Source organism: Variovorax sp. V213, from assembly GCF_041154455.1.
GTDB lineage: Bacteria > Pseudomonadota > Gammaproteobacteria > Burkholderiales > Burkholderiaceae_C > Variovorax.
The window spans coordinates 3,648,470-3,665,501 of record NZ_AP028664.1 but is presented as its reverse complement, the minus strand read 5'-3'; the positions used below and the strand labels follow the sequence as shown (position 1 = coordinate 3,665,501).

At 65.5% G+C, this 17,032-nt stretch carries 19 protein-coding genes, 1 tRNA gene and 1 pseudogene; 20 read left to right on the top strand and 1 reads right to left on the bottom strand.

The features are described 5' to 3' along the window. The first annotated feature begins 15 nt into the window (after positions 1 to 15). The 9 genes and pseudogenes from ACAM55_RS17460 to ACAM55_RS17420 form a co-directional block, all read left to right on the top strand. Positions 16 to 1,179: an ABC transporter substrate-binding protein gene (locus ACAM55_RS17460; RefSeq protein WP_093018569.1), complete on the top strand. Its 1,164-nt coding sequence runs from the start codon at positions 16 to 18 to the stop codon at positions 1,177 to 1,179. Between the two features lie 43 nt (positions 1,180 to 1,222). Further along, a complete protein-coding gene (locus ACAM55_RS17455) occupies positions 1,223 to 2,278 on the top strand; it encodes a branched-chain amino acid ABC transporter permease (RefSeq protein ID WP_369652753.1) in 1,056 nt (351 codons plus the stop codon). Then, the gene (locus ACAM55_RS17450) at positions 2,275 to 4,074 is read left to right on the top strand and encodes an ATP-binding cassette domain-containing protein (protein WP_369652752.1); all 1,800 of its coding nucleotides are present in this window, start codon (positions 2,275 to 2,277) and stop codon (positions 4,072 to 4,074) included. The genes ACAM55_RS17455 and ACAM55_RS17450 overlap by 4 nt, the downstream gene beginning before the upstream one ends. Continuing rightward, entirely contained in the window at positions 4,071 to 4,802 is a 732-nt protein-coding gene (locus ACAM55_RS17445; RefSeq protein ID WP_369652751.1) for an ABC transporter ATP-binding protein, read from the top strand. The genes ACAM55_RS17450 and ACAM55_RS17445 overlap by 4 nt, the downstream gene beginning before the upstream one ends. Then, entirely contained in the window at positions 4,792 to 6,408 is a 1,617-nt protein-coding gene (locus ACAM55_RS17440) for an ATP-dependent acyl-CoA ligase (protein ID WP_369652750.1), read from the top strand. Before ACAM55_RS17445 ends, ACAM55_RS17440 begins: the two co-directional genes overlap by 11 nt. Continuing rightward, positions 6,405 to 7,166, top strand: coding sequence for an SDR family NAD(P)-dependent oxidoreductase (locus ACAM55_RS17435; protein WP_369652749.1), 762 nt, complete (start codon positions 6,405 to 6,407; stop codon positions 7,164 to 7,166). Before ACAM55_RS17440 ends, ACAM55_RS17435 begins: the two co-directional genes overlap by 4 nt. Before the next feature lie 56 nt (positions 7,167 to 7,222). Then, positions 7,223 to 7,999, top strand: coding sequence for an SDR family NAD(P)-dependent oxidoreductase (locus ACAM55_RS17430; RefSeq protein ID WP_369652748.1), 777 nt, complete (start codon positions 7,223 to 7,225; stop codon positions 7,997 to 7,999). Further along, entirely contained in the window at positions 7,999 to 8,526 is a 528-nt protein-coding gene (locus ACAM55_RS17425; RefSeq protein ID WP_369652747.1) for a MarR family winged helix-turn-helix transcriptional regulator, read from the top strand. The genes ACAM55_RS17430 and ACAM55_RS17425 overlap by 1 nt, the downstream gene beginning before the upstream one ends. Positions 8,527 to 8,528: 2 nt before the next feature. After that, a pseudogene (locus ACAM55_RS17420) lies at positions 8,529 to 8,963 on the top strand (acyl-CoA thioesterase); the annotation flags it as partial. A gap of 525 nt (positions 8,964 to 9,488) precedes the next feature. Here the strand turns inward: ACAM55_RS17420 and ACAM55_RS17415 are convergent. Then, positions 9,489 to 9,564: transfer RNA gene (locus ACAM55_RS17415), tRNA-Lys, on the bottom strand. Between the two features lie 142 nt (positions 9,565 to 9,706). Here ACAM55_RS17415 and ACAM55_RS17410 point away from each other — a divergent pair. The 11 genes from ACAM55_RS17410 (at position 9,707) to ACAM55_RS17360 (ending at position 17,007) form a co-directional block, all read left to right on the top strand. Further along, positions 9,707 to 10,414 carry an SDR family NAD(P)-dependent oxidoreductase gene (locus tag ACAM55_RS17410; RefSeq protein WP_369652746.1) on the top strand — a complete coding sequence of 236 codons (708 nt, stop codon included), beginning with the start codon at positions 9,707 to 9,709 and terminating at the stop codon, positions 10,412 to 10,414. 269 nt (positions 10,415 to 10,683) lie between these two features. Then, entirely contained in the window at positions 10,684 to 10,830 is a 147-nt protein-coding gene (locus tag ACAM55_RS17405) for a hypothetical protein (RefSeq protein ID WP_369652745.1), read from the top strand. A gap of 43 nt (positions 10,831 to 10,873) precedes the next feature. After that, on the top strand, positions 10,874 to 11,458 hold the full coding sequence (locus tag ACAM55_RS17400) for a prepilin peptidase (RefSeq protein ID WP_369652744.1): 585 nt from the start codon (positions 10,874 to 10,876) through the stop codon (positions 11,456 to 11,458). A 36-nt stretch (positions 11,459 to 11,494) separates the two neighbouring features. Further along, complete coding sequence (gene cpaB / locus ACAM55_RS17395; protein WP_369652743.1) at positions 11,495 to 12,337, top strand: Flp pilus assembly protein CpaB; 843 nt, start codon at positions 11,495 to 11,497, stop codon at positions 12,335 to 12,337. A gap of 24 nt (positions 12,338 to 12,361) precedes the next feature. Beyond that, positions 12,362 to 13,879, top strand: a complete 1,518-nt coding sequence (locus ACAM55_RS17390; RefSeq protein ID WP_369652742.1) for a type II and III secretion system protein family protein — start codon at positions 12,362 to 12,364, stop codon at positions 13,877 to 13,879. 20 nt (positions 13,880 to 13,899) lie between these two features. Continuing rightward, on the top strand, positions 13,900 to 14,187 hold the full coding sequence (locus ACAM55_RS17385) for a hypothetical protein (RefSeq protein WP_369652741.1): 288 nt from the start codon (positions 13,900 to 13,902) through the stop codon (positions 14,185 to 14,187). 125 nt (positions 14,188 to 14,312) lie between these two features. Beyond that, a complete protein-coding gene (locus ACAM55_RS17380; RefSeq protein ID WP_369652740.1) occupies positions 14,313 to 14,528 on the top strand; it encodes a Flp family type IVb pilin in 216 nt (71 codons plus the stop codon). Positions 14,529 to 14,641: 113 nt separating this feature from the next. Further along, positions 14,642 to 14,818, top strand: coding sequence for a Flp family type IVb pilin (locus ACAM55_RS17375; RefSeq protein WP_369652739.1), 177 nt, complete (start codon positions 14,642 to 14,644; stop codon positions 14,816 to 14,818). A gap of 46 nt (positions 14,819 to 14,864) precedes the next feature. Continuing rightward, positions 14,865 to 16,106 (top strand): pilus assembly protein TadG-related protein, encoded by a 1,242-nt coding sequence (locus ACAM55_RS17370; protein WP_369652738.1) that lies wholly within the window; start codon positions 14,865 to 14,867, stop codon positions 16,104 to 16,106. Further along, the gene (locus tag ACAM55_RS17365) at positions 16,103 to 16,561 is read left to right on the top strand and encodes a TadE/TadG family type IV pilus assembly protein (RefSeq protein ID WP_369652737.1); all 459 of its coding nucleotides are present in this window, start codon (positions 16,103 to 16,105) and stop codon (positions 16,559 to 16,561) included. Before ACAM55_RS17370 ends, ACAM55_RS17365 begins: the two co-directional genes overlap by 4 nt. Beyond that, positions 16,558 to 17,007 carry a TadE/TadG family type IV pilus assembly protein gene (locus tag ACAM55_RS17360; RefSeq protein ID WP_369652736.1) on the top strand — a complete coding sequence of 150 codons (450 nt, stop codon included), beginning with the start codon at positions 16,558 to 16,560 and terminating at the stop codon, positions 17,005 to 17,007. Before ACAM55_RS17365 ends, ACAM55_RS17360 begins: the two co-directional genes overlap by 4 nt. Positions 17,008 to 17,032: the final 25 nt, after the last annotated feature.

Sequence of the window (17,032 nt, the reverse complement as noted above, 5' to 3'; positions counted from 1 at the left end):
CACTGGAGCTACGACATGAAGAGCCTGATGCAGACCTTGACGCGCGGTGCCCTCGCCGCGGCGCTGACCGCCTGTGGTGTTGCGAGCGCGTTCGCGGCCGACCTCAAGGTCGGCCTGAGCGTGTCGCTGTCGGGGCCCAACTCCTCGCTGGGCGTGCCCTATGCCAAGGGCATGCAGGCCGCGCTGGCCTACAAGCCGGAAATCAATGGGCGCAAGGTGCAGCTCATCGTGCTGGACGACGGCTCCGACCCGACCACGGCCGGTCGCAATGCGCGCAAGCTCATCGAGGAAGACAAGGTCGACGTGCTCATGGGTACATCGGGCGTGCCCGCCGCCATTGCCATGGCGCAGGTCGGCAAGGAGGCCAAGGTGCCGATGATCGGCCTCACGCCCATCCTTCTCGACCCCAATGAGAACCCCTGGGTCGTGACGGTGGCGCAGCCCACGCAGCTGATGATCGATGCGGTGGTCGAGCGCATGAAGCGCAACAACGTGAAGACCGTCGGCTACATCGGCTTTACCGATGCGTGGGGCGACCTGGTCTACAACGCGCTCATGAAGGCCGCGCCCGAGGCCGGCATCAAGGTGGTGAGCAACGAGCGCTATGCGCGCGCGGATGCCTCGGTGACCGGGCAGGTGCTGAAGATCGTGGCGCTGCGGCCCGACGCGGTGATGACCGGCGGCGCCGGTACGCCGGGGGCGTTGCCGTTCCTGGCGCTGCAGGAGCGCGGCTACAAGGGCGGGGTGTACGGCCAGCACGGCCTGATCAACCCCGACTTCGTACGCGTGGTCAGCGCATCCGGGCAGAACGCGCTGATGCCCACTGGACCGGTGATCGTGGCCGAGCAACTGCCCGACGGCTACCCGACCAAGAAGATCGCGACCGATTTCCGTGCCGCGTTCCAGAAGGTCAACAACGCGCCTACCAGCGATGCCTTCTCGGCTTATTCCTTCGACGGCTGGCTGGTGTTTGCGGACGCCGCCTCGCGGGCCATGAAGAAGGCGGAGCCGGGCACGGCGGAGTTCCGCGTCGCGCTGCGCGATGCCATCTTCAGCACCAAGGAAGTGGTGGGCACCCATGGTGTCTACAGCTTCAAGCCCGGCAGCCTCTATGGCGTGGACGAACGCGCCCGCGTGATCGTCAAGCTCGACAACGGCCAATGGAAGCTCGCACCTTGAACCGCTTGATGCCAATGACGACGATTCCCCGAGGGGCTTTTCTATGACATGGGACGTGGCGCTGATTCTCGTCACCGATGGCCTCGCCAATGGTGCCGTCTATCTGCTGGCCGGGCTCGGGCTGGTCTTGATCTTTTCCGTCACGCGGGTGGTGTTCGTGCCGTTCGGCGACATCGCGGCCTTCGCGGCCCTGTCGCTCGCGGCCTTCGAAACCGGGCGCGTCCCGTCGACCATCGGCATGGTGGCCGTGCTCGCCGCGCTGGCCCTGGCCACGGAAATCGGCAGCCTGTTGCGGCGCGGGGAGGCCGCCCGCATTCCCAAGGCGGTGCTGATGTGGGGCGTGCTGCCCGCCATCCCCTGCCTGCTGGCATGGCTGGCGGCGCGGCCCGGTGTGCCGGTGGCAGTGCACATCGCGGTGGCAGTGCTGCTGGTGGTGCCCATCGCGCCGCTGCTCGCGCGGGTGGTGTTCCAGCCGATCGCCGATGCCTCGGTGCTGGTGCTTTTGATCGTGTCGCTGGCGCTGCACTTTCTGCTGTCGGGCCTCGGCTTGCTGTTCTTCGGACCCGAGGGATCGCGCACCACGCCGCTCACGAGTGCCGTGTTCACGCTGGGCGACGGCTTCACGGTCAGTGGCCAGGTGGTGCTGATGGTGGGCGCGGCCATTGTGCTGAGCGGGCTCTTCTTCCTGGTGTTCGAGCGCACGGTGGCGGGCAAGGCGCTGCGCGCCACGGCGGTGAACCGCATCGGCGCGCGGCTGGTCGGTATCCGGCCGGTGCGCACGGCGCTGCTGGCCTATGGCTGCGCCTCGCTGCTGGCCGGGCTCATCGGCGTGCTGATTGCGCCGGTGACCACCATGTACTACGACTCGGGTTTCATCATCGGACTGAAGGCTTTCGTGGCCGCGATCATCGGCGGGCTCGTGAGCTACCCGATGACGGCCCTGGGTGCGCTCGCGGTCGGCGTGGTCGAGAGCTTTGCTTCGTTCTGGAGCGGCGCGCTGAAAGACGTGATCGTGTTCAGCCTGCTGATACCGGTGCTCATGCTGCGCTCCTTTCTTGCGGCCCATGCCGAAGAGGAAGAAGACGAGGTGGACCAATGAACGACAACAACAACAGAAACCGCAAGCGCATGGCCTGGATTGCCGCGGTGGTCGCCGTGCTGGCGCTGGTGCCGGCGGTGGCGGGCAGCTTCACCGTCTCGCTGCTCAACGACATCGGCATCGGCGCGCTGGTCGCGCTCGGGCTGGTGCTGCTCACCGGCGTGGGCGGCGCCACGTCGTTCGGCCAGGCCGCCTTCGTGGGCATCGCCGCCTATGCCACGGCATGGCTCACCACCACGCAAGGCATGTCGCCATGGATCGGGCTGCTGTTCGCGCTGCTGCTCACGGGCTTGTCGGCGCTCGCCATCGGCATGCTCACGCTGCGGCTGGGCGGCCACTTCCTGCCGCTCAGTACCATCGCGTGGGGGCTGTCGATCGCCATGCTGTTCGGCAATGTCGATGCGCTCGGGCGGCACACTGGCCTGTCGAACATTCCGGCGCTGCGCATCGCAGGCTGGTCGCTGGCCGATCCGCGCGCCATGTACTACCTGATCTGGGCGGTGGTCGGGCTGGCCTGTCTGTTCAGCCACAACCTGCTGCAGTCGCGGCCGGGCCGCGCGATCCGCAGCTTGCGCGGCGGCGCCACGCTGCTGGCGAGCGTGGGGGCCGATGCGTACCGCGTGCGGCTCACGCTGTTTGTCACGGCCGCGCTCTTCGCGGGGCTGGCGGGCTGGCTCTATGCCCACATGAACCGCTTCGTGAGTCCTTCGCCCTTCGATGTGCGTGCAAGCATCGAATACCTGCTGATGGCCGTGGCCGGCGGGCTCGGGCAGCTGGCGGGCGCGCTGGTGGGGGCGGCCCTGGTGCTGGTGCTCAAGAACGGCCTGCAAGACGTGCTGCCGATGCTCACGCAGCGTGCGGGACAACTGGAGGCCGTGGCGTTCGCAACGCTCTTCATCCTGCTGCTGCACTTTGCGCGTGGTGGACTCATGGGCCTGTTGCGGCGCTGGACGCGCCGGCGCGCCGGTGCGCCAGGTGCTTCGCGCTACCAGGCGCCCACGGTCGATCCCCTGCCGCACCGCCAGCTGCCACAGCGCGGCACACAGGTGCTGTCGGTGAAGGGCGCGGTCAAGCGCTTCGGCGGGCTGGTGGCGGTGAACGACGTGAGCTTTGAAGTGAGCGCGGGCGAGATCGTCGGGCTGATCGGGCCCAACGGCGCGGGCAAGTCGACCATGTTCAACCTGCTGACCTGCACGCTGCCAATGAGCGCCGGCCAGGTGCGATTTCTGGCGCACGACATTGCCGGCATGCCGCAGCGGCAGGTGGCGCGGCTGGGCCTGGCGCGCACTTTTCAGCACGTGAAGCTCAGGCCGCACATGAGCCTGCTCGACAACGTGGCGCTGGGCGCGCATTCGCGCACGCGCTCGGGCATCCTCAAGGCGGGCTTGCGGCTCGACCGCACCGAAGAAAAGCAGATCTTGCAGGAAGCGCAGCGCCAGCTCGACCGCATCGGCCTGGGCGACCGCGCGCACGAACTCGCGGGCAGCCTGCCGCTGGGCACGCAGCGCATTCTCGAGATTGCGCGCGCGCTGGCCGCCGACCCGGTGCTGCTGGTGCTCGACGAGCCCGCGGCGGGCCTCCGCCGCAAGGAAAAAATGGCGCTCGGCGACCTGCTGCGCAAGCTGCGCGAGGAGGGCGTGACCATCCTCATCGTCGAACATGACATGGACTTCGTGATGAAACTGGTGGACCGTCTGGTGGTGATGAACTTCGGCTCCAAGCTCGTGGAGGGCGTGCCCTCGGCCGTGCGTGCCGACGAGCGCGTGCAGGCGGCTTACCTCGGGAGCGTCGTATGAGCGCAATGCTGGAGATCGGCGACCTGCACGTGTCCTATGGGCAGGTCGAGGCGGTGCGCGGGGTCTCGCTCGAGCTGCAGCCGGGCCAGATCATCTCGGTGATCGGCCCCAACGGCGCTGGCAAGACCACGCTGCTTGCGGCCGCAATGGGCCTGCTGCCGTGCAAGGGCCAGCTCCGCTTCGAGGGCGAAGACCTGCAAGGGCTCGATGTGGAAGCGCGCGTGGAGCGAGGCCTGTGCCTCGTGCCCGAAAAGCGCGAGCTGTTCGGCGAGCTCACGGTGCTCGACAACCTGCAGCTCGGCGCCTATGCCAAGCGGCTGCGCAGCGATGCGATGAAGCGGCAGCTGCAGTCGGTGTACGACCGCTTTCCGCGTCTGGCCGAACGCCGCTCGCAGCGCGCCGACACGCTCTCTGGCGGCGAGCGGCAGATGCTCGCTGTGGGCCGTGCACTCATGTCCGCGCCGCGCCTGCTGATGCTCGACGAGCCGAGCCTGGGCCTGGCGCCGCTCATCGTGCGCGACATTCTTTCCATCGTTCGCAAGCTGCGCGACGACGGGGTGTCGATCCTGCTGGTGGAGCAGAACGCGCGTGCCGCGCTCGAAACTTCGGACCACGGCTACGTGCTGGAAACCGGCGAGATTGCGCTCTCGGGCGCTTCGGCCCAACTGGCGAGCGATCCGCGGGTGCAGGCCACCTACCTGGGCGGAGGCACGCACGATGACGAATGACCCGCGCGCTGTGCCGGCCAGTGAGCGCACCTTGCCCGGCATGCTGCGCCGGCAGGCGGCGCTCTACGGCTCGCGTCCGCTGCTGCGCATCGCGGGCCGCCAGTGGTCGCATTCCGATGCGGCCGAAGCGGCGGGCATTCGAGCGGGCGTGCTGGCGCAAGCCGGCGTCGCGCGGGGCGACCGCATCGCCGTGATGTGCGGCAATCGCATCGAGTTTCTCGAGACCTTTCTCGGTGCAGGCTGGCTCGGCGCTTCCACGGTGCCGGTCAACACCGCCTCCATGGGGCCTCAGATCGGGTACTTCCTGGCGCACAGCGAAGCCAAGCTGCTGGTCATCGAGGCCGGCTTTCTGGACCGCCTGCAAACGTCGGACCTGGCGCAGACGAAGCTCGAAGAAATCTGGGTGATCGGCGACGCGCCTGCGGGCGACGATGCCGCATGGCACCCGCCGCCCAGTGTGCGCATGCGGGCCTATCCCCCGGGCGGGCCAGCCGTTCCGCCCGCCGAGGTGCAGCCCGGCGATCCGCTGGCCATTCTGTATACCTCGGGCACCACCGGGCCGGCCAAGGGCGTGGTCTGCCCGCACGCGCAGTATTTCTGGTGGGGCGTGAACAGCGCGGAGGTGCTTGGCGTGGGCGCGGACGACGTGCTGTGCACGACCTTGCCGCTCTTTCACATCAATGCGCTCAATACCTTTGCGCAGGCCGCGCTCACCGGTTCAGAGGTCGTCTTCGAAACGCGCTTCTCGGCGTCGGGCTTCTGGCCTTCGATGCGTGCGAACGGCGCCACCGTGGTCTACCTGCTGGGCGCCATGGTTCCGATACTGCTTGCGCAACCCGCGGGCGAGGCAGAGCGCAACCACCGTGTGCGCACCGGCCTTGGCCCCGGCGTGCCCGACGCCGCGGGCAAGACCTTTTTCGAGCGCACCGGCGTGCGCCTGCTCGAAGGCTACGGTTCCACCGAAACCAACTTTGCCATTGCCACGACGCCCGACTCGCCGCGCGGCGGCGTCATGGGCTGGCTTCGGCCCGGCTTTCAGGCGCGCGTGGCCGACGAAAGCGATGTGGAGCTGCCCGCCGGAGAGGCCGGCGAACTGCTGCTGCGCGCCGACGAGCCGCACGCCTTCGCGAGCGGCTACTTCAACATGCCCGAGAAAACGGTCGAGGCCTGGCGCAACCTCTGGTTCCACACCGGCGACCGCGTGGTGCGCGATGCCGACGGCGCCTTTCGCTTTGTCGACCGCATCAAGGATGCGATCCGCAGGCGCGGCGAAAACATTTCGTCGTTCGAGGTCGAGCAGGTGCTGCTGAGCCACACCTGCGTGGCCTCCTGCGCCGTGTATCCGGTGCAATCCGAACTGGCCGAAGACGAGGTGATGGCCGCGCTGGTGCCGCGCGACGGCGAGCGCATCGACCCCGCCGAGCTGGTTCGCTTCTGCGAGAGCCGGCTGCCTTACTTTGCGGTGCCCCGCTACATCGACGTGCTGCAAGACCTGCCGCGCACCGAGAACGGCAAGGTGCAGAAGTTCAAGCTGCGCGAGCGCGGGGTCAGTGCACAGACCTGGGACGGGCGGCCTTCCGCGCGCGCCCCCGCCAAGGCGGCATGAATTCCGCGCCGCCACCGCTTCTAGGCCAGGCTGCGTTCGTTACCGGAGCGGGGCAGGGCCTGGGGGCGGCCATTGCGCGCGGCCTTGCCGAAGCGGGGGCGCGCGTGGTGCTTGCGGACATCGACGCGAACAACGCCGAGTCGGCCGCCGCGAGCTTGTGCAACGCGGGTGCCGACTGCATCGCCATGAGGCTCGACGTGCGTAGCGAAGCCGATTTTTCTCGCTGCTTCGATGCGGCGACGGCACGTTATGGCCCCATCGATCTGCTGGTCAACAACGCAGCGCGCACGCCCTTCAGCTCCATCTGGGACATCACGCCCGACGAGTGGGACGACGTGCTGGCCGTCAACCTGCGCGGCAGCTTCTTCGGCTGCCGCATTGCCGGCCGGCACATGCGCCAGCGCGGATCCGGACGCATCGTCAATCTGTCGTCGATGGCCGGCCAGCAGGCCAGTGCCGCCACCGGCGCGCACTATGCGGCCAGCAAGGCGGCGCTGCTTGCCCTGACGCGCAGCTTTGCGCAAGAACTCGCGCCGCATGGCGTCACGGTGAATGCGTTGGCCCCGGCGGCGGTTGAAGGCCCAGCCCTCGACGCGCTGGCCCTCTCACGGCAGCAGGCGCTGAAAGCAGGCATTCCGCTGGGCCGTTTCGGCCGCCCGGAAGAAGTGGCAGCCGCCGTGGTCTACCTGGCATCACCCGCAGCGGCCTTCATGACCGGTGCAACGCTGGATCTCAACGGCGGCCGCTTCATGCGCTGAACAGGCGATGAGCCGGCCATACGCGCTAAAATCGTTCAGAACTAAATAATTCAGGTATGCAAGCAAATTCATTGATTGGCCGCCACGCCCTCGTCACCGGCGCCGCGCGTGGCATCGGCGCCGAAATCGCCCGCACCCTTGCCGCCGAGGGCGCGACACTGACGTTGCTGGGGCGCGACCTCGACGCGCTCCAACGCGTGGCCGCCACACTCGCCGGGCAAGGCCACGGCATTGCCGCTGCCGACGTGGCCGACGCGCAAGCGGTGCAGTCGGCCTTTGCGCTGGCGCGTGCCGAGCGCGGCCCCGTTGCCATCCTCGTCAACAACGCCGGCGCGGCCGAGAGCGCACCGTTTCTCAAGACCTCGGTCGAACTCTGGCAGCGCATGCTGTCGGTGAACCTGACCGGCAGTTTCCTGTGCGCGCAGGCGGCGCTGCCCGACATGCTCGAAGCCGGCTGGGGCCGCATCGTCAACATTGCCAGCACTGCGGGCCAGAAGGGCTATGCCTATGTTGCGGCCTATTCAGCGGCCAAGCATGGGGTGGTCGGGCTCACGCGTTCGCTCGCGCTCGAAGTGGCGCGCAAGGGCGTTACGGTGAACGCGGTGTGCCCCGGCTACACCGACACCGACATCCTGCGCGCGAGCGTCGCCAACGTGGTGGGCAAGACCGGGCGCAGCGAGGCTGACGCGCTGGCCGAGTTCTCCAGCGTCAATCCGCAGCGGCGCATCGTGCAGCCGGCCGAGGTGGCCGATGCGGTGCGCTGGCTCTGCGGCGACGGCGCCGCTTCCGTCACCGGACAGTCGGTCTCGGTGTCGGGCGGGGAGGTGATGTGATGCGCAACGATGCCTCGCACGCCGCACTCAGCGATGCCGAAGAACTCGGCCACGAGGCCCGGGCGGGCCGCGAAGACCACGCCATGCTCAGGCTGTGGCTGCGCATGCTGGCCAGCACCACGCAGATCGAGGCCGAAATACGGCGCCGGCTGCGCGAGCGCTTCGGCATCTCGCTGGCGCGCTTCGACTACATGGCCCAGCTCTACCGCTATGAACAAGGCCTCAAGATGCGCGTGCTGTCGCGCTACCTGATGGTGACCGGCGGCAACGTCACGGGCCTGACCGACGAGCTCGAGCGCGACGGCTTGGTGGCGCGCGCACACAGCCCCGACGACCGCCGCTCGTGGATCGTGAGCCTGACGCCCAAGGGCCGCACGACCTTCGAGACCATGGCCAAGGAACACGAGCAGTGGATTCTCGAAATGTTCTCGGGCCTCGACATGAAGACTGTCAAGCAGATGCACACGCAGCTCGGCCAGTTGCGCGTGCACGTGATGCGCAGCGAGCCGTCGGGCGAGGAGGGCTGACGATGAGCGAAGCAGGCGAAGCGCAAGCCCCCTTGGCCGAATTCCAGCGCCCGCGGATGATCCGCTTTTCCGATTGCGACCCCGCGGGCATCGTCTTCTATCCGCAGTACTTCGTCATGCTCAATGGGCTGGTGGAAGACTGGGTGAGCGACGGGCTGGGTGTCGACTACCACGCGCTCATCGGCGAACGGCGCATCGGCTTGCCAACGGTGCGGCTCGAAGCCGACTTTCGCGCTGTGAGCCGCATGGGCGACAAGGTCACGCTCGGCCTTTCGGTTGAGCGGCTGGGCTCGCGCTCCATGACGCTCGTGTTGCGCTGCTTCGACCCCGCCAGCGGCGAACTGCGCATGCAGGTGAAGCAGGTGCTTGTGACCACCTCGCTCCAGAGCCATCGCGCTGTCGAAATTCCGCAGGACATGCGCGCGGCTATCCTGCGCGGGGCAGGTAGTGCTTCAACCATTGATCCAGATATGAAAGAGTCCCGGATGGACAAGCAAACAATCATCGAAAGCCTGGAGCGGGCATTGGAAAGCTGGATCCGCCATGCTGTCGCGGCCCAACTGTGGCAGGTTCAGCAGCAAGGTGGTTTGGGTGCGTCCATCGTGGTGGAGGAAGACCTCGTGCGCGTCCGCGTCGAACTCGGCGGTCCACGCAACCCGCTGTCGGAGTTGGGTCGAACCGATGGACGCTTGCCCGTAACGGAGGCCTTTCTCGGCCGCGGCGTCGCATCTTGGGGCACCCCGCCTCCACAGGGAGACGAGGCGCGCGAGGCATGGTTCATGTCGAGCGAACTCGCCCAAGAGCACGCGCGGCAATACCTGCTGGCGGAGGTGAAAGAAAAGCGGGACGTCCTGTCGATGTTTGTCGAGGGCTGGTTGACCGGTGAGTCGTAGCCGTTGAGCCAATAAAAAAGCCCGCTACCGATGAGGTAGCAGGCTTTTCAGCGTTTCCGCGATGTTGGTTGGTGGGCCCTGAGTGACTCGAACACTCGACCTACGGATTAAGAGTCCGCTGCTCTACCAACTGAGCTAAGAGCCCTTGCTGCAAAACGTTTTGCGTTTTTTGGCAAGACCGCAAGTATAGCGTAAAAATTCTGGGGTTCAACGATTTTGTGCGAGGCGGCGTTAGCATTGGCCATCATCCGCCGGGCCCCGGGGCCCTCCACCAGGAGAAATCTTCCATGACAGATACAACCACCATGCCGCATGTTGTGATCACGGGGGCCGCGGGCGCGCTGGGGCGCGCAGTGGCGCAGCATTTTCTGGAGCAGGGCGCACGCCTTGCGCTGGTCGACCACCATGCGGACCGCCTGGCCGAGGTCTTTCCGGGCCTGGACAATTCGCAGCACCTGCTGCTGGCAGGGGACGTGACCTCGGCGTCTGACATGTCGGAGCTCGCGGGCCAGGCCCTCAAGGCTTTCGGCCGCATCGACGCGCTGGTTCACATTGCGGGCGGCTTCGAGATGGGCGAGGCAACCCATGCGCTCACGCGGGCCAGCTGGGACCGCATGATGAATCTCAACGCCTGGTCTTTCGTGGCGGTTACACAAGCGGTGCTGCCTTCGATGATCGAGCACGGCGCCGGCCGCATCGTGGCGGTCACGGCCAAGGTGGCCGCGCGCGGCTTGCCGGCCATGGCAGCCTATATCGCATCGAAGAGCGCGCTGCAGCGGCTGGTGGAAGCGATGGCGGTCGAGGCGGCGCCGCATGGCGTGGCCGTCAACAGCGTGGCCCCCAGCGTGCTCGACACGCCGGCCAACCGGCAGGCCATGCCCGACGCCAATCCCGCGGAATGGGTGTCGACCGCGGTCGCGGCGCAGACCATCGGCTTTCTTGCATCGCCCGCGGCCGCGGCGCTGCATGGCCAGCATCTGACGCTCGACACCTGAAATAGCAGATAGATCAGTAGCTATACAGGGCCCTGGCGCAACGCCAGGGCCTTTTTTTTGTCCCCAGCGGGCGGCCATGGCGCCCCCCCTGGGGGCAGGCGCTTTGTCATGGGTGCGGACGGAGCGGGCGGGGCGCTTGTCTCGCTTCAGAAGGGGCGCATCGCTCATGTGTCTAGGCAGCGCAATTTTTACAGTGACCCCACGGCGAAACGTTTGAGCCCGATGAGGGCAACAAGCAGCGCCGGCCGACCACTTCACTGGGGACACGCATGGAACCGCTCAACTTGCCGCCAAGAAATTTCATGAACCTGCTGCGGGAAGACGCGGGCATGTCGTTCATGGAATTCGCGTTGCTCGGTTCCCTCGTGGTGTTCGTGAGTTTGTTGCTGTTGCTTGCGGCACGGCGCGGGTCCTGAATGCGCAGCAGCAGATCAACAACAACGCCATACGGAGCTGTCCATGCGTGAATTCGATGCCTTCCTCGAGCTGCTGGCGATGCTGGCAACGGATTTCCGCATGATTGCGCTCCTTGCCCTGCTGGTGACGGCCGCGGTCAGCGACTTGCGCACATATCGCATTCCCAACTGGCTGACGTTCGGCGGCATGGTTTTCGCGGTGATCTACGGAACCTTCACGGCGCGCACGCCGCTCGTGGGCGCGACGCAGGCGCTGGGGGGGCTGGGAACAGGCCTTTTGATCATGCTGCCGTTCTATGCGCTCGGAATCATGGGCGCGGGCGACGTCAAGCTGATGGCGATGGTCGGCGCCTTCGTCGGCCCCTCTCAAACGCTGTGGGCCATTCTCTTCACGTGCATTGCAGGTGGTGCAGCGGCGTTGATCGTTGCCATGCACCGGCGTCGCCTCGGCCACATGCTGGCCAACGTGAAGGACACCGTGAACGGCATGGCGATGTCAGGCATTGCGGGCCTGCGGCCCAACGGAACCATCGACATGCAGCAATCCATCGGAAAGCTGCCTTACGGAATCTGCATTTGCGTGGGGACGGTCGCACAGGTCCTGGCGCATCAACTGGGCTACGTATAGCCCGCCACTTTCATCCCACCGCACTCGGAGATTCGCATGAAAAACGTCAAGGCACTCGGGCTGCTGCTGCTGGCCCTCCTCACTGGTCTGGCCGCCGCGGTCTACGCGGCGGGATGGGTTTCGCGACAGGGCGGAATCGCTTCCAACAAAGTGGTTGTGGCCGCGGTCGACATCGAGCTGGGCAGCCGGGTCAACCCGCAGATGCTGTCGCTGGTCGACTGGCCGAGCGGCTCGCTGCCGCCAGGCTCGTTCAAGGACGCCAAGTCGCTCGAAGACCGGGTGGTCAAGGTTGGCGTGCTGCGCGGCGAAGCCATTCTGGAGGGCAAGCTCGCGCCTGTCGGCACCACGGGCGGCCTCTCCGCTGTCATTGCCAGCGGCAAGCGCGCCATGACTGTGCGGGTGAACGACGTGGTGGGCGTGGCGGGCTTTGCCCTACCAGGCAACTACGTCGATGTGATGGTCAACGCCCAGCAAGACAAGAACCATGGCGAAGAGAACCGCCAGATCAGTAAGACAGTGCTTGAAAAAGTGCTGGTGCTGGCCGTAGCGCAAGAGGCCAATCGCGACGAGACAAAGCCGAAGGTGGTCAGCGCCGTGACGCTGGAGCTCTCGCTCGAAGACTCCGAAAAGCTCGACCTGGCACGCAGCGTGGGAACCCTCTCGCTGGTGCTGCGCAACCAGATGGACAAGACCACGGTAGCCACCGCAGGTATCACCAAGGGCCAGTTGTTCGGCGAGAAGGAAATCCTGCCGATCTCCACCACCGTGGCTGCGCGGCAGGTCCCCGCGCGAGTGCCACGGTCCGCTCCAGTGGCGATGCGGCAATCCGAGTGCGTGGAAGTGATCCAGCACGCCGCCCGCACGCTCAACTGCTTCTGATCACCCCCGCAGGAGGAACCACAAGTGCAACATCTCTCTTCTTCTTCACCCGCCTGGCTGCTGGCGGCACTCATGACGCTGGCGGCACCCGCCATGGCCGCGGACGTGGTGGCTGCTGCGCCGGCTGCCGCTGCTGCTGCAACCCCGGCTGCAGCAGCGGCTGCAGCACCGGCCGCGCCTGCCCCTCGGCGCTGCACCGCGATCATCCCGGACGACCAGCCGACCTACGCCGTGCTCGGCAAGTCGGTGGTCATCCCGCTGAAGGCGCGCGTTGCGCGCATCGTGGTCAGCGGCCAGCCGTCGAGCCGCGCAGCCGCGCCAGCAGCCGCGGGGCAACCGGCGCCGTCCCCCGCCACGGCCGCAAACGCGGGCGACGGCATCGCCGATGTCGACGTCACGCTGCTGAGCCCGACCGATCTGTTCTTTCGCGGCCGCCAGGCGGGCTCGATGAACGTCGTGCTGCAAAGCGTCGACGGCACCTGCTACATCAAGGACGTCATCGTCACCATCGATCCGGGCGCGCTGCAGTCCAAGCTCGCCGAGCTGATGCCGGAAGAAAGCCGCATCCGTGTGCGCAGCGCCGAAAAATCGATCGTGCTCACCGGCGAGATCAGCGACGCGCTCAAGCTCGACGACGTGATGAGCCTGGCCATGGCCTATGGCGCGGACGGCAAGAAGGTGGTGAACCTGCTGCGCGTGACGGCGCCGCAGCAAGTGATGCTCGAAGTGAAGATCGCAGAGGTCAGCAAGACGCTGCTGGATCGCCTGGGGGCACGCGTCGGCCTGCAACGCACGGCCAGCGGCGGGCTCAACACCTATTCGCTGATCTCCAACTTCTTGAGCGGCGGTGCCGGCCTTGTCGAGGCGCTGCGCATCGGCCGTGCATCCATTGCCATCGACGGCCAGAAAGACGACGGCCTGGTGCGCATCCTGGCCGAGCCCAACATCATGTCCATCAGCGGGCAGCAGGCCAGCTTCCTGTCGGGCGGAAAGATATTCATCCCGGTTTCGCAGAACTCCAACGGCCGCGCTGGTTCGACCATCACGCTGGAAGAAAAAGAGTTCGGCATCGGCGTGAAGTTCACCCCTACCGTGCTCAACGGCGGGCGGATCAATCTCAAGATGATCTCGGAAGTGTCGGACCTGTCGCAGACCGGATCGCCGTTCACCACAGTGGGCGGTGTGACAGCCGTGCTGCCCTCGCTGACCGTACGCCGCGCGGACACCACCGTGCAGCTCAACGATGGCCAGAGCTTTGTCATTGCTGGGCTAATCAAGAGCAACTCGACCGAAACCGTGAAGCGCTATCCCGGCCTCGGCGAAGTTCCGGTGATGGGGGCGTTGTTCCGCAGCACCGAGTTCCAGAACGACCAGACCGAGCTGATGTTCGTGATCACGCCGCGCCTGGTCCGTCCGCTGGCCGAGACCCCCCGCGTTCCGAACGACAACCACGTGGTTCCCAGTCGCGCCGAGATCTACCTGAACGGCAGCCTCGAAAGCGCCACCCCGGCACCGGTTGCACCGGCCGGCCAAGCCCAATGACACCCCTGAGGAGCATCACCATGTTCATTAAGTCGACCACTCTCGCGCTGACGCTGCTTCTGGGCACCGGATGCTCCCACGTCACGCCCAACTACGACGCGCGCTTTGGCGATGCGGTGCGCGACGCGAAAAGGAAGATGACGATCAATCCCGATGCCGGCAAGGACGGGAACCCGGTTGTCGGCATTGACGGCCGCGCGGCGCGCGAGTCGATGGTGCAGTACCAGAAGTCCTACAAGGCGCCGCCGCCGGCAGTGAACGTCATCAACATCGGCGGCGGAATTGGTAGTGGCGGTGAGGGTCGTTAGGCGGCCTCCGACCGATTCTTGAATTCGAACAGAAAGGAGTTGCCTCACAAAGACAGACGTCAATCAACCCAAAAACCAACGCAAGATTTTTAGTTTTCTTACTGCAATTTTCAAAGGTGAAACAAATGAACCAACTTTTTGTCCGTGCCGGCAACTTCATGTCCTCGTTCGCCAAGGAAGAGGACGGCGCGCAAGTTATCGAGTACGCGCTCATCATCGCAGTCGTGTCGATTGCCCTCGTCATTGCACTGCAGGGCCTGACCACCGGAGGTTACTTCACAACCTTCATTCAACGCGTGGCCGCCTGCCTCTCGGGCAACATGGCCGTCTGCAACCCGTAAGCCCGGTAATCGCACACGCATTTACTGGAACGATGGCGGTGGCGGAGCCGGTTTGTCCGTTGCCCGCCGCCCGTCGTCCATATGACGGTCCTGCACAAAGCGAGGTACTCATCATGTTCAAGTTGCTCCTGAGGGATGAAAGCGGTGCCCAGGTGGTGGAGTACGCGCTGGTCATTGCCGTGATCTCGATCCTGCTAATTGTCGCTTTGCGGCCATTGGTAACGGACACCGGCATTAGCGATCTTGTCGATCTTGTCCGCACCTGCCTCGGCGGCGTGAACTGCGGCTGAAGCGCGGGGCTTTTTCGAACCGACATCACAGCACAGGAAGCCGATCATGAAAGTCCACACCTCCGGCCACCGCCAAAGCGGCGCGGTGATCATCACCGTCGCGCTGGTCCTGCTGTTCCTCCTTGGATTTATGGGCATTGCGCTGGACTTTGGCCGCCTCTTCATCGTGAAAACGGAGTTGCAGACCGCCCTGGACAGTTGTGCCCTGTCTGCCGCGCAGGAACTCGACGGCGCCGGCGATGCGTTGACGCGTGCCACCAGCGCAGGCAAGACCGCGGCCGATCTCAACAAGATCAATTTTCAAGGCGAGGCGACCGGCATCGCCCAGGCCGACGTCGTGTTCAGCGACTCGCTGATCGGCACCTACAGCCATACTTTTACGCCCGTCGCGAATGCCAGGTACGCCAAGTGCCTGCACACGAAGTCGGGCATTGCGCCATGGATCCTCCATGCCCTGAGCGCGTTCAGTGGAGACGCCACGTACGGGGCATCGCAGAGCGTGGCCGCTGTCGCCGTTGCCACCAGGGCGCCGTCACAGACCAATTGCCTGGTTCCCGTCGGCGTCTGCCAAAAATCCACCACGCCCGGCTGGGGGTTCACGCGGGGTGAATGGATTGAAGGCGTGACCAATAGCAACGACGATGTGGAGTCCGGCCAGTTCCGCTGGGTGGATTTTTCTGGAAGCGGCGGCGGGGCACGCGAGATCAAGGACCTCCTGACGAGCAGTGGGCAATGCGGTCTCCCCGGCATGGAGACCGACGTTGGCAAGGCGGGCAAGACCAATGGAGCGGTCGCCGCCTGGAATACCCGCTTCGGTATCTATCAGGGCAGCCTCAACGCCGCGACTGCTGTTCCCGATCAGACCGGATACGCCTGGTATGCCGACAGCGCTGCCGTCACGAAGCCAGGCAGGTATGACGACCCCGGCCCAAACGGATTTGCCGCCAAGCGCAATTCATTCGCGCCTTACGAAGGGGATAACAAGAATCCCGATACCACGAATCTCAAGACCCAAGGAAATTTCAGTTCCACCGACTACACGAAGGGCGCCAATCGACGCGTGGTCACGACCGCGGTGGTCGAATGCCCCGATCACGCTCAAGGGATTTGCCTGCATGCTGATGTTGCATCCGCTGGAGAAGAACGCGAGCGGGAAGAATTCGAAGATGTGGCTCGAGTTCATCGGCGATGCGGAGTCTGCCGGCAGTCCGTGCGCCACCGCAGGTCTGGCTGGCGGCACAAGCGGCCCCAGGGTCCCGACGCTCGTTCAGTAGGAGAGATGCCATGAAGAAGAAGCAGAACGGGGTGGCGCTGGTCGAGTTTGCCCTCATCCTTCCATTGCTGCTCATCCTGACGTTCATCACCACCGAATTCGGGCGGGCGCTGTACCAGTACAACACCATCGCGAAATCGCTGCGCGACGCCTCCCGTTATCTTTCCACGCAGGACCCGTCGATCGCGACCACGGATCCCACCAAGATCACGATTGCCAAGAACCTGGTGGTCTTTGGCAACCCGGCCGGCGGCGTCTCGCCGTTGGTGCTGGGCCTCAGCACTTCCCACGTCCCGACCCCGACCTGGCAATTCAAGGGCAGCGGCCCGGCAATCAATACCGTCACCATCAAGGTGACGGGATACAAGTTCCGCCCGCTCCTCACGGGGTTTTTCGGGCTCACGTTCGGCGATGCGAACGGAGACATCCCGTTCGGGGACATCAGCGCCACCATGCGAGGTCAATCATGAATCGAACAAAGCAGGCCGGTGCGACCGCGGTGGAGTTCGCGTTGGTCCTGATGCTCTTCCTGACCTTCATGCTGGGCATTCTGGATTTCGCGCGCATGTTGTGGACGTGGAATGCGGCCGCCGAAGCGACGCGCTGGGGCGCTCGCGTGGCCGTCGTGTGCGACCGGGACGCCGCCGTCGTGCTTTCCAACATGCAGAAGTTCCTGCCTCAATTGACGGCAGCCAACGTCAGCATCGACTGGTACGACGCCGCAGGCAGCGTCAGCGCGACCTGTACCTCCGCCAACTGCAGCGCCGTGAATGTCAGCATCGTCGATCTCGACTACCAGTGGATCTCGCCCATTGGATTCGGAACCCATGCCCCGATCCCGATGCCGAGTTTTTCCACCTACCTACCGCGCGAAATCATGGGCCAAGACCCCAACAGCAACGCCGTCTGCTCCTAATCTTCACTCAACTCCGAGCTACGTC

Coding starts and splice junctions, on each gene's coding strand:
- ACAM55_RS17405 (WP_369652745.1), top strand. CDS start 10,684: ATGGAACCGCTCAACTTGCCGCCAAGAAATTTCATGAACCTGCTGCGG.
- ACAM55_RS17430 (WP_369652748.1), top strand. CDS start 7,223: ATGCAAGCAAATTCATTGATTGGCCGCCACGCCCTCGTCACCGGCGCC.
- ACAM55_RS17370 (WP_369652738.1), top strand. CDS start 14,865: ATGAAAGTCCACACCTCCGGCCACCGCCAAAGCGGCGCGGTGATCATC.
- ACAM55_RS17435 (WP_369652749.1), top strand. CDS start 6,405: ATGAATTCCGCGCCGCCACCGCTTCTAGGCCAGGCTGCGTTCGTTACC.
- ACAM55_RS17450 (WP_369652752.1), top strand. CDS start 2,275: ATGAACGACAACAACAACAGAAACCGCAAGCGCATGGCCTGGATTGCC.
- ACAM55_RS17400 (WP_369652744.1), top strand. CDS start 10,874: ATGCGTGAATTCGATGCCTTCCTCGAGCTGCTGGCGATGCTGGCAACG.
- ACAM55_RS17385 (WP_369652741.1), top strand. CDS start 13,900: ATGTTCATTAAGTCGACCACTCTCGCGCTGACGCTGCTTCTGGGCACC.
- ACAM55_RS17410 (WP_369652746.1), top strand. CDS start 9,707: ATGACAGATACAACCACCATGCCGCATGTTGTGATCACGGGGGCCGCG.
- ACAM55_RS17365 (WP_369652737.1), top strand. CDS start 16,103: ATGAAGAAGAAGCAGAACGGGGTGGCGCTGGTCGAGTTTGCCCTCATC.
- ACAM55_RS17440 (WP_369652750.1), top strand. CDS start 4,792: ATGACGAATGACCCGCGCGCTGTGCCGGCCAGTGAGCGCACCTTGCCC.
- cpaB (WP_369652743.1), top strand. CDS start 11,495: ATGAAAAACGTCAAGGCACTCGGGCTGCTGCTGCTGGCCCTCCTCACT.
- ACAM55_RS17380 (WP_369652740.1), top strand. CDS start 14,313: ATGAACCAACTTTTTGTCCGTGCCGGCAACTTCATGTCCTCGTTCGCC.
- ACAM55_RS17375 (WP_369652739.1), top strand. CDS start 14,642: ATGTTCAAGTTGCTCCTGAGGGATGAAAGCGGTGCCCAGGTGGTGGAG.
- ACAM55_RS17445 (WP_369652751.1), top strand. CDS start 4,071: ATGAGCGCAATGCTGGAGATCGGCGACCTGCACGTGTCCTATGGGCAG.
- ACAM55_RS17455 (WP_369652753.1), top strand. CDS start 1,223: ATGACATGGGACGTGGCGCTGATTCTCGTCACCGATGGCCTCGCCAAT.
- ACAM55_RS17360 (WP_369652736.1), top strand. CDS start 16,558: ATGAATCGAACAAAGCAGGCCGGTGCGACCGCGGTGGAGTTCGCGTTG.
- ACAM55_RS17460 (WP_093018569.1), top strand. CDS start 16: ATGAAGAGCCTGATGCAGACCTTGACGCGCGGTGCCCTCGCCGCGGCG.
- ACAM55_RS17425 (WP_369652747.1), top strand. CDS start 7,999: ATGCGCAACGATGCCTCGCACGCCGCACTCAGCGATGCCGAAGAACTC.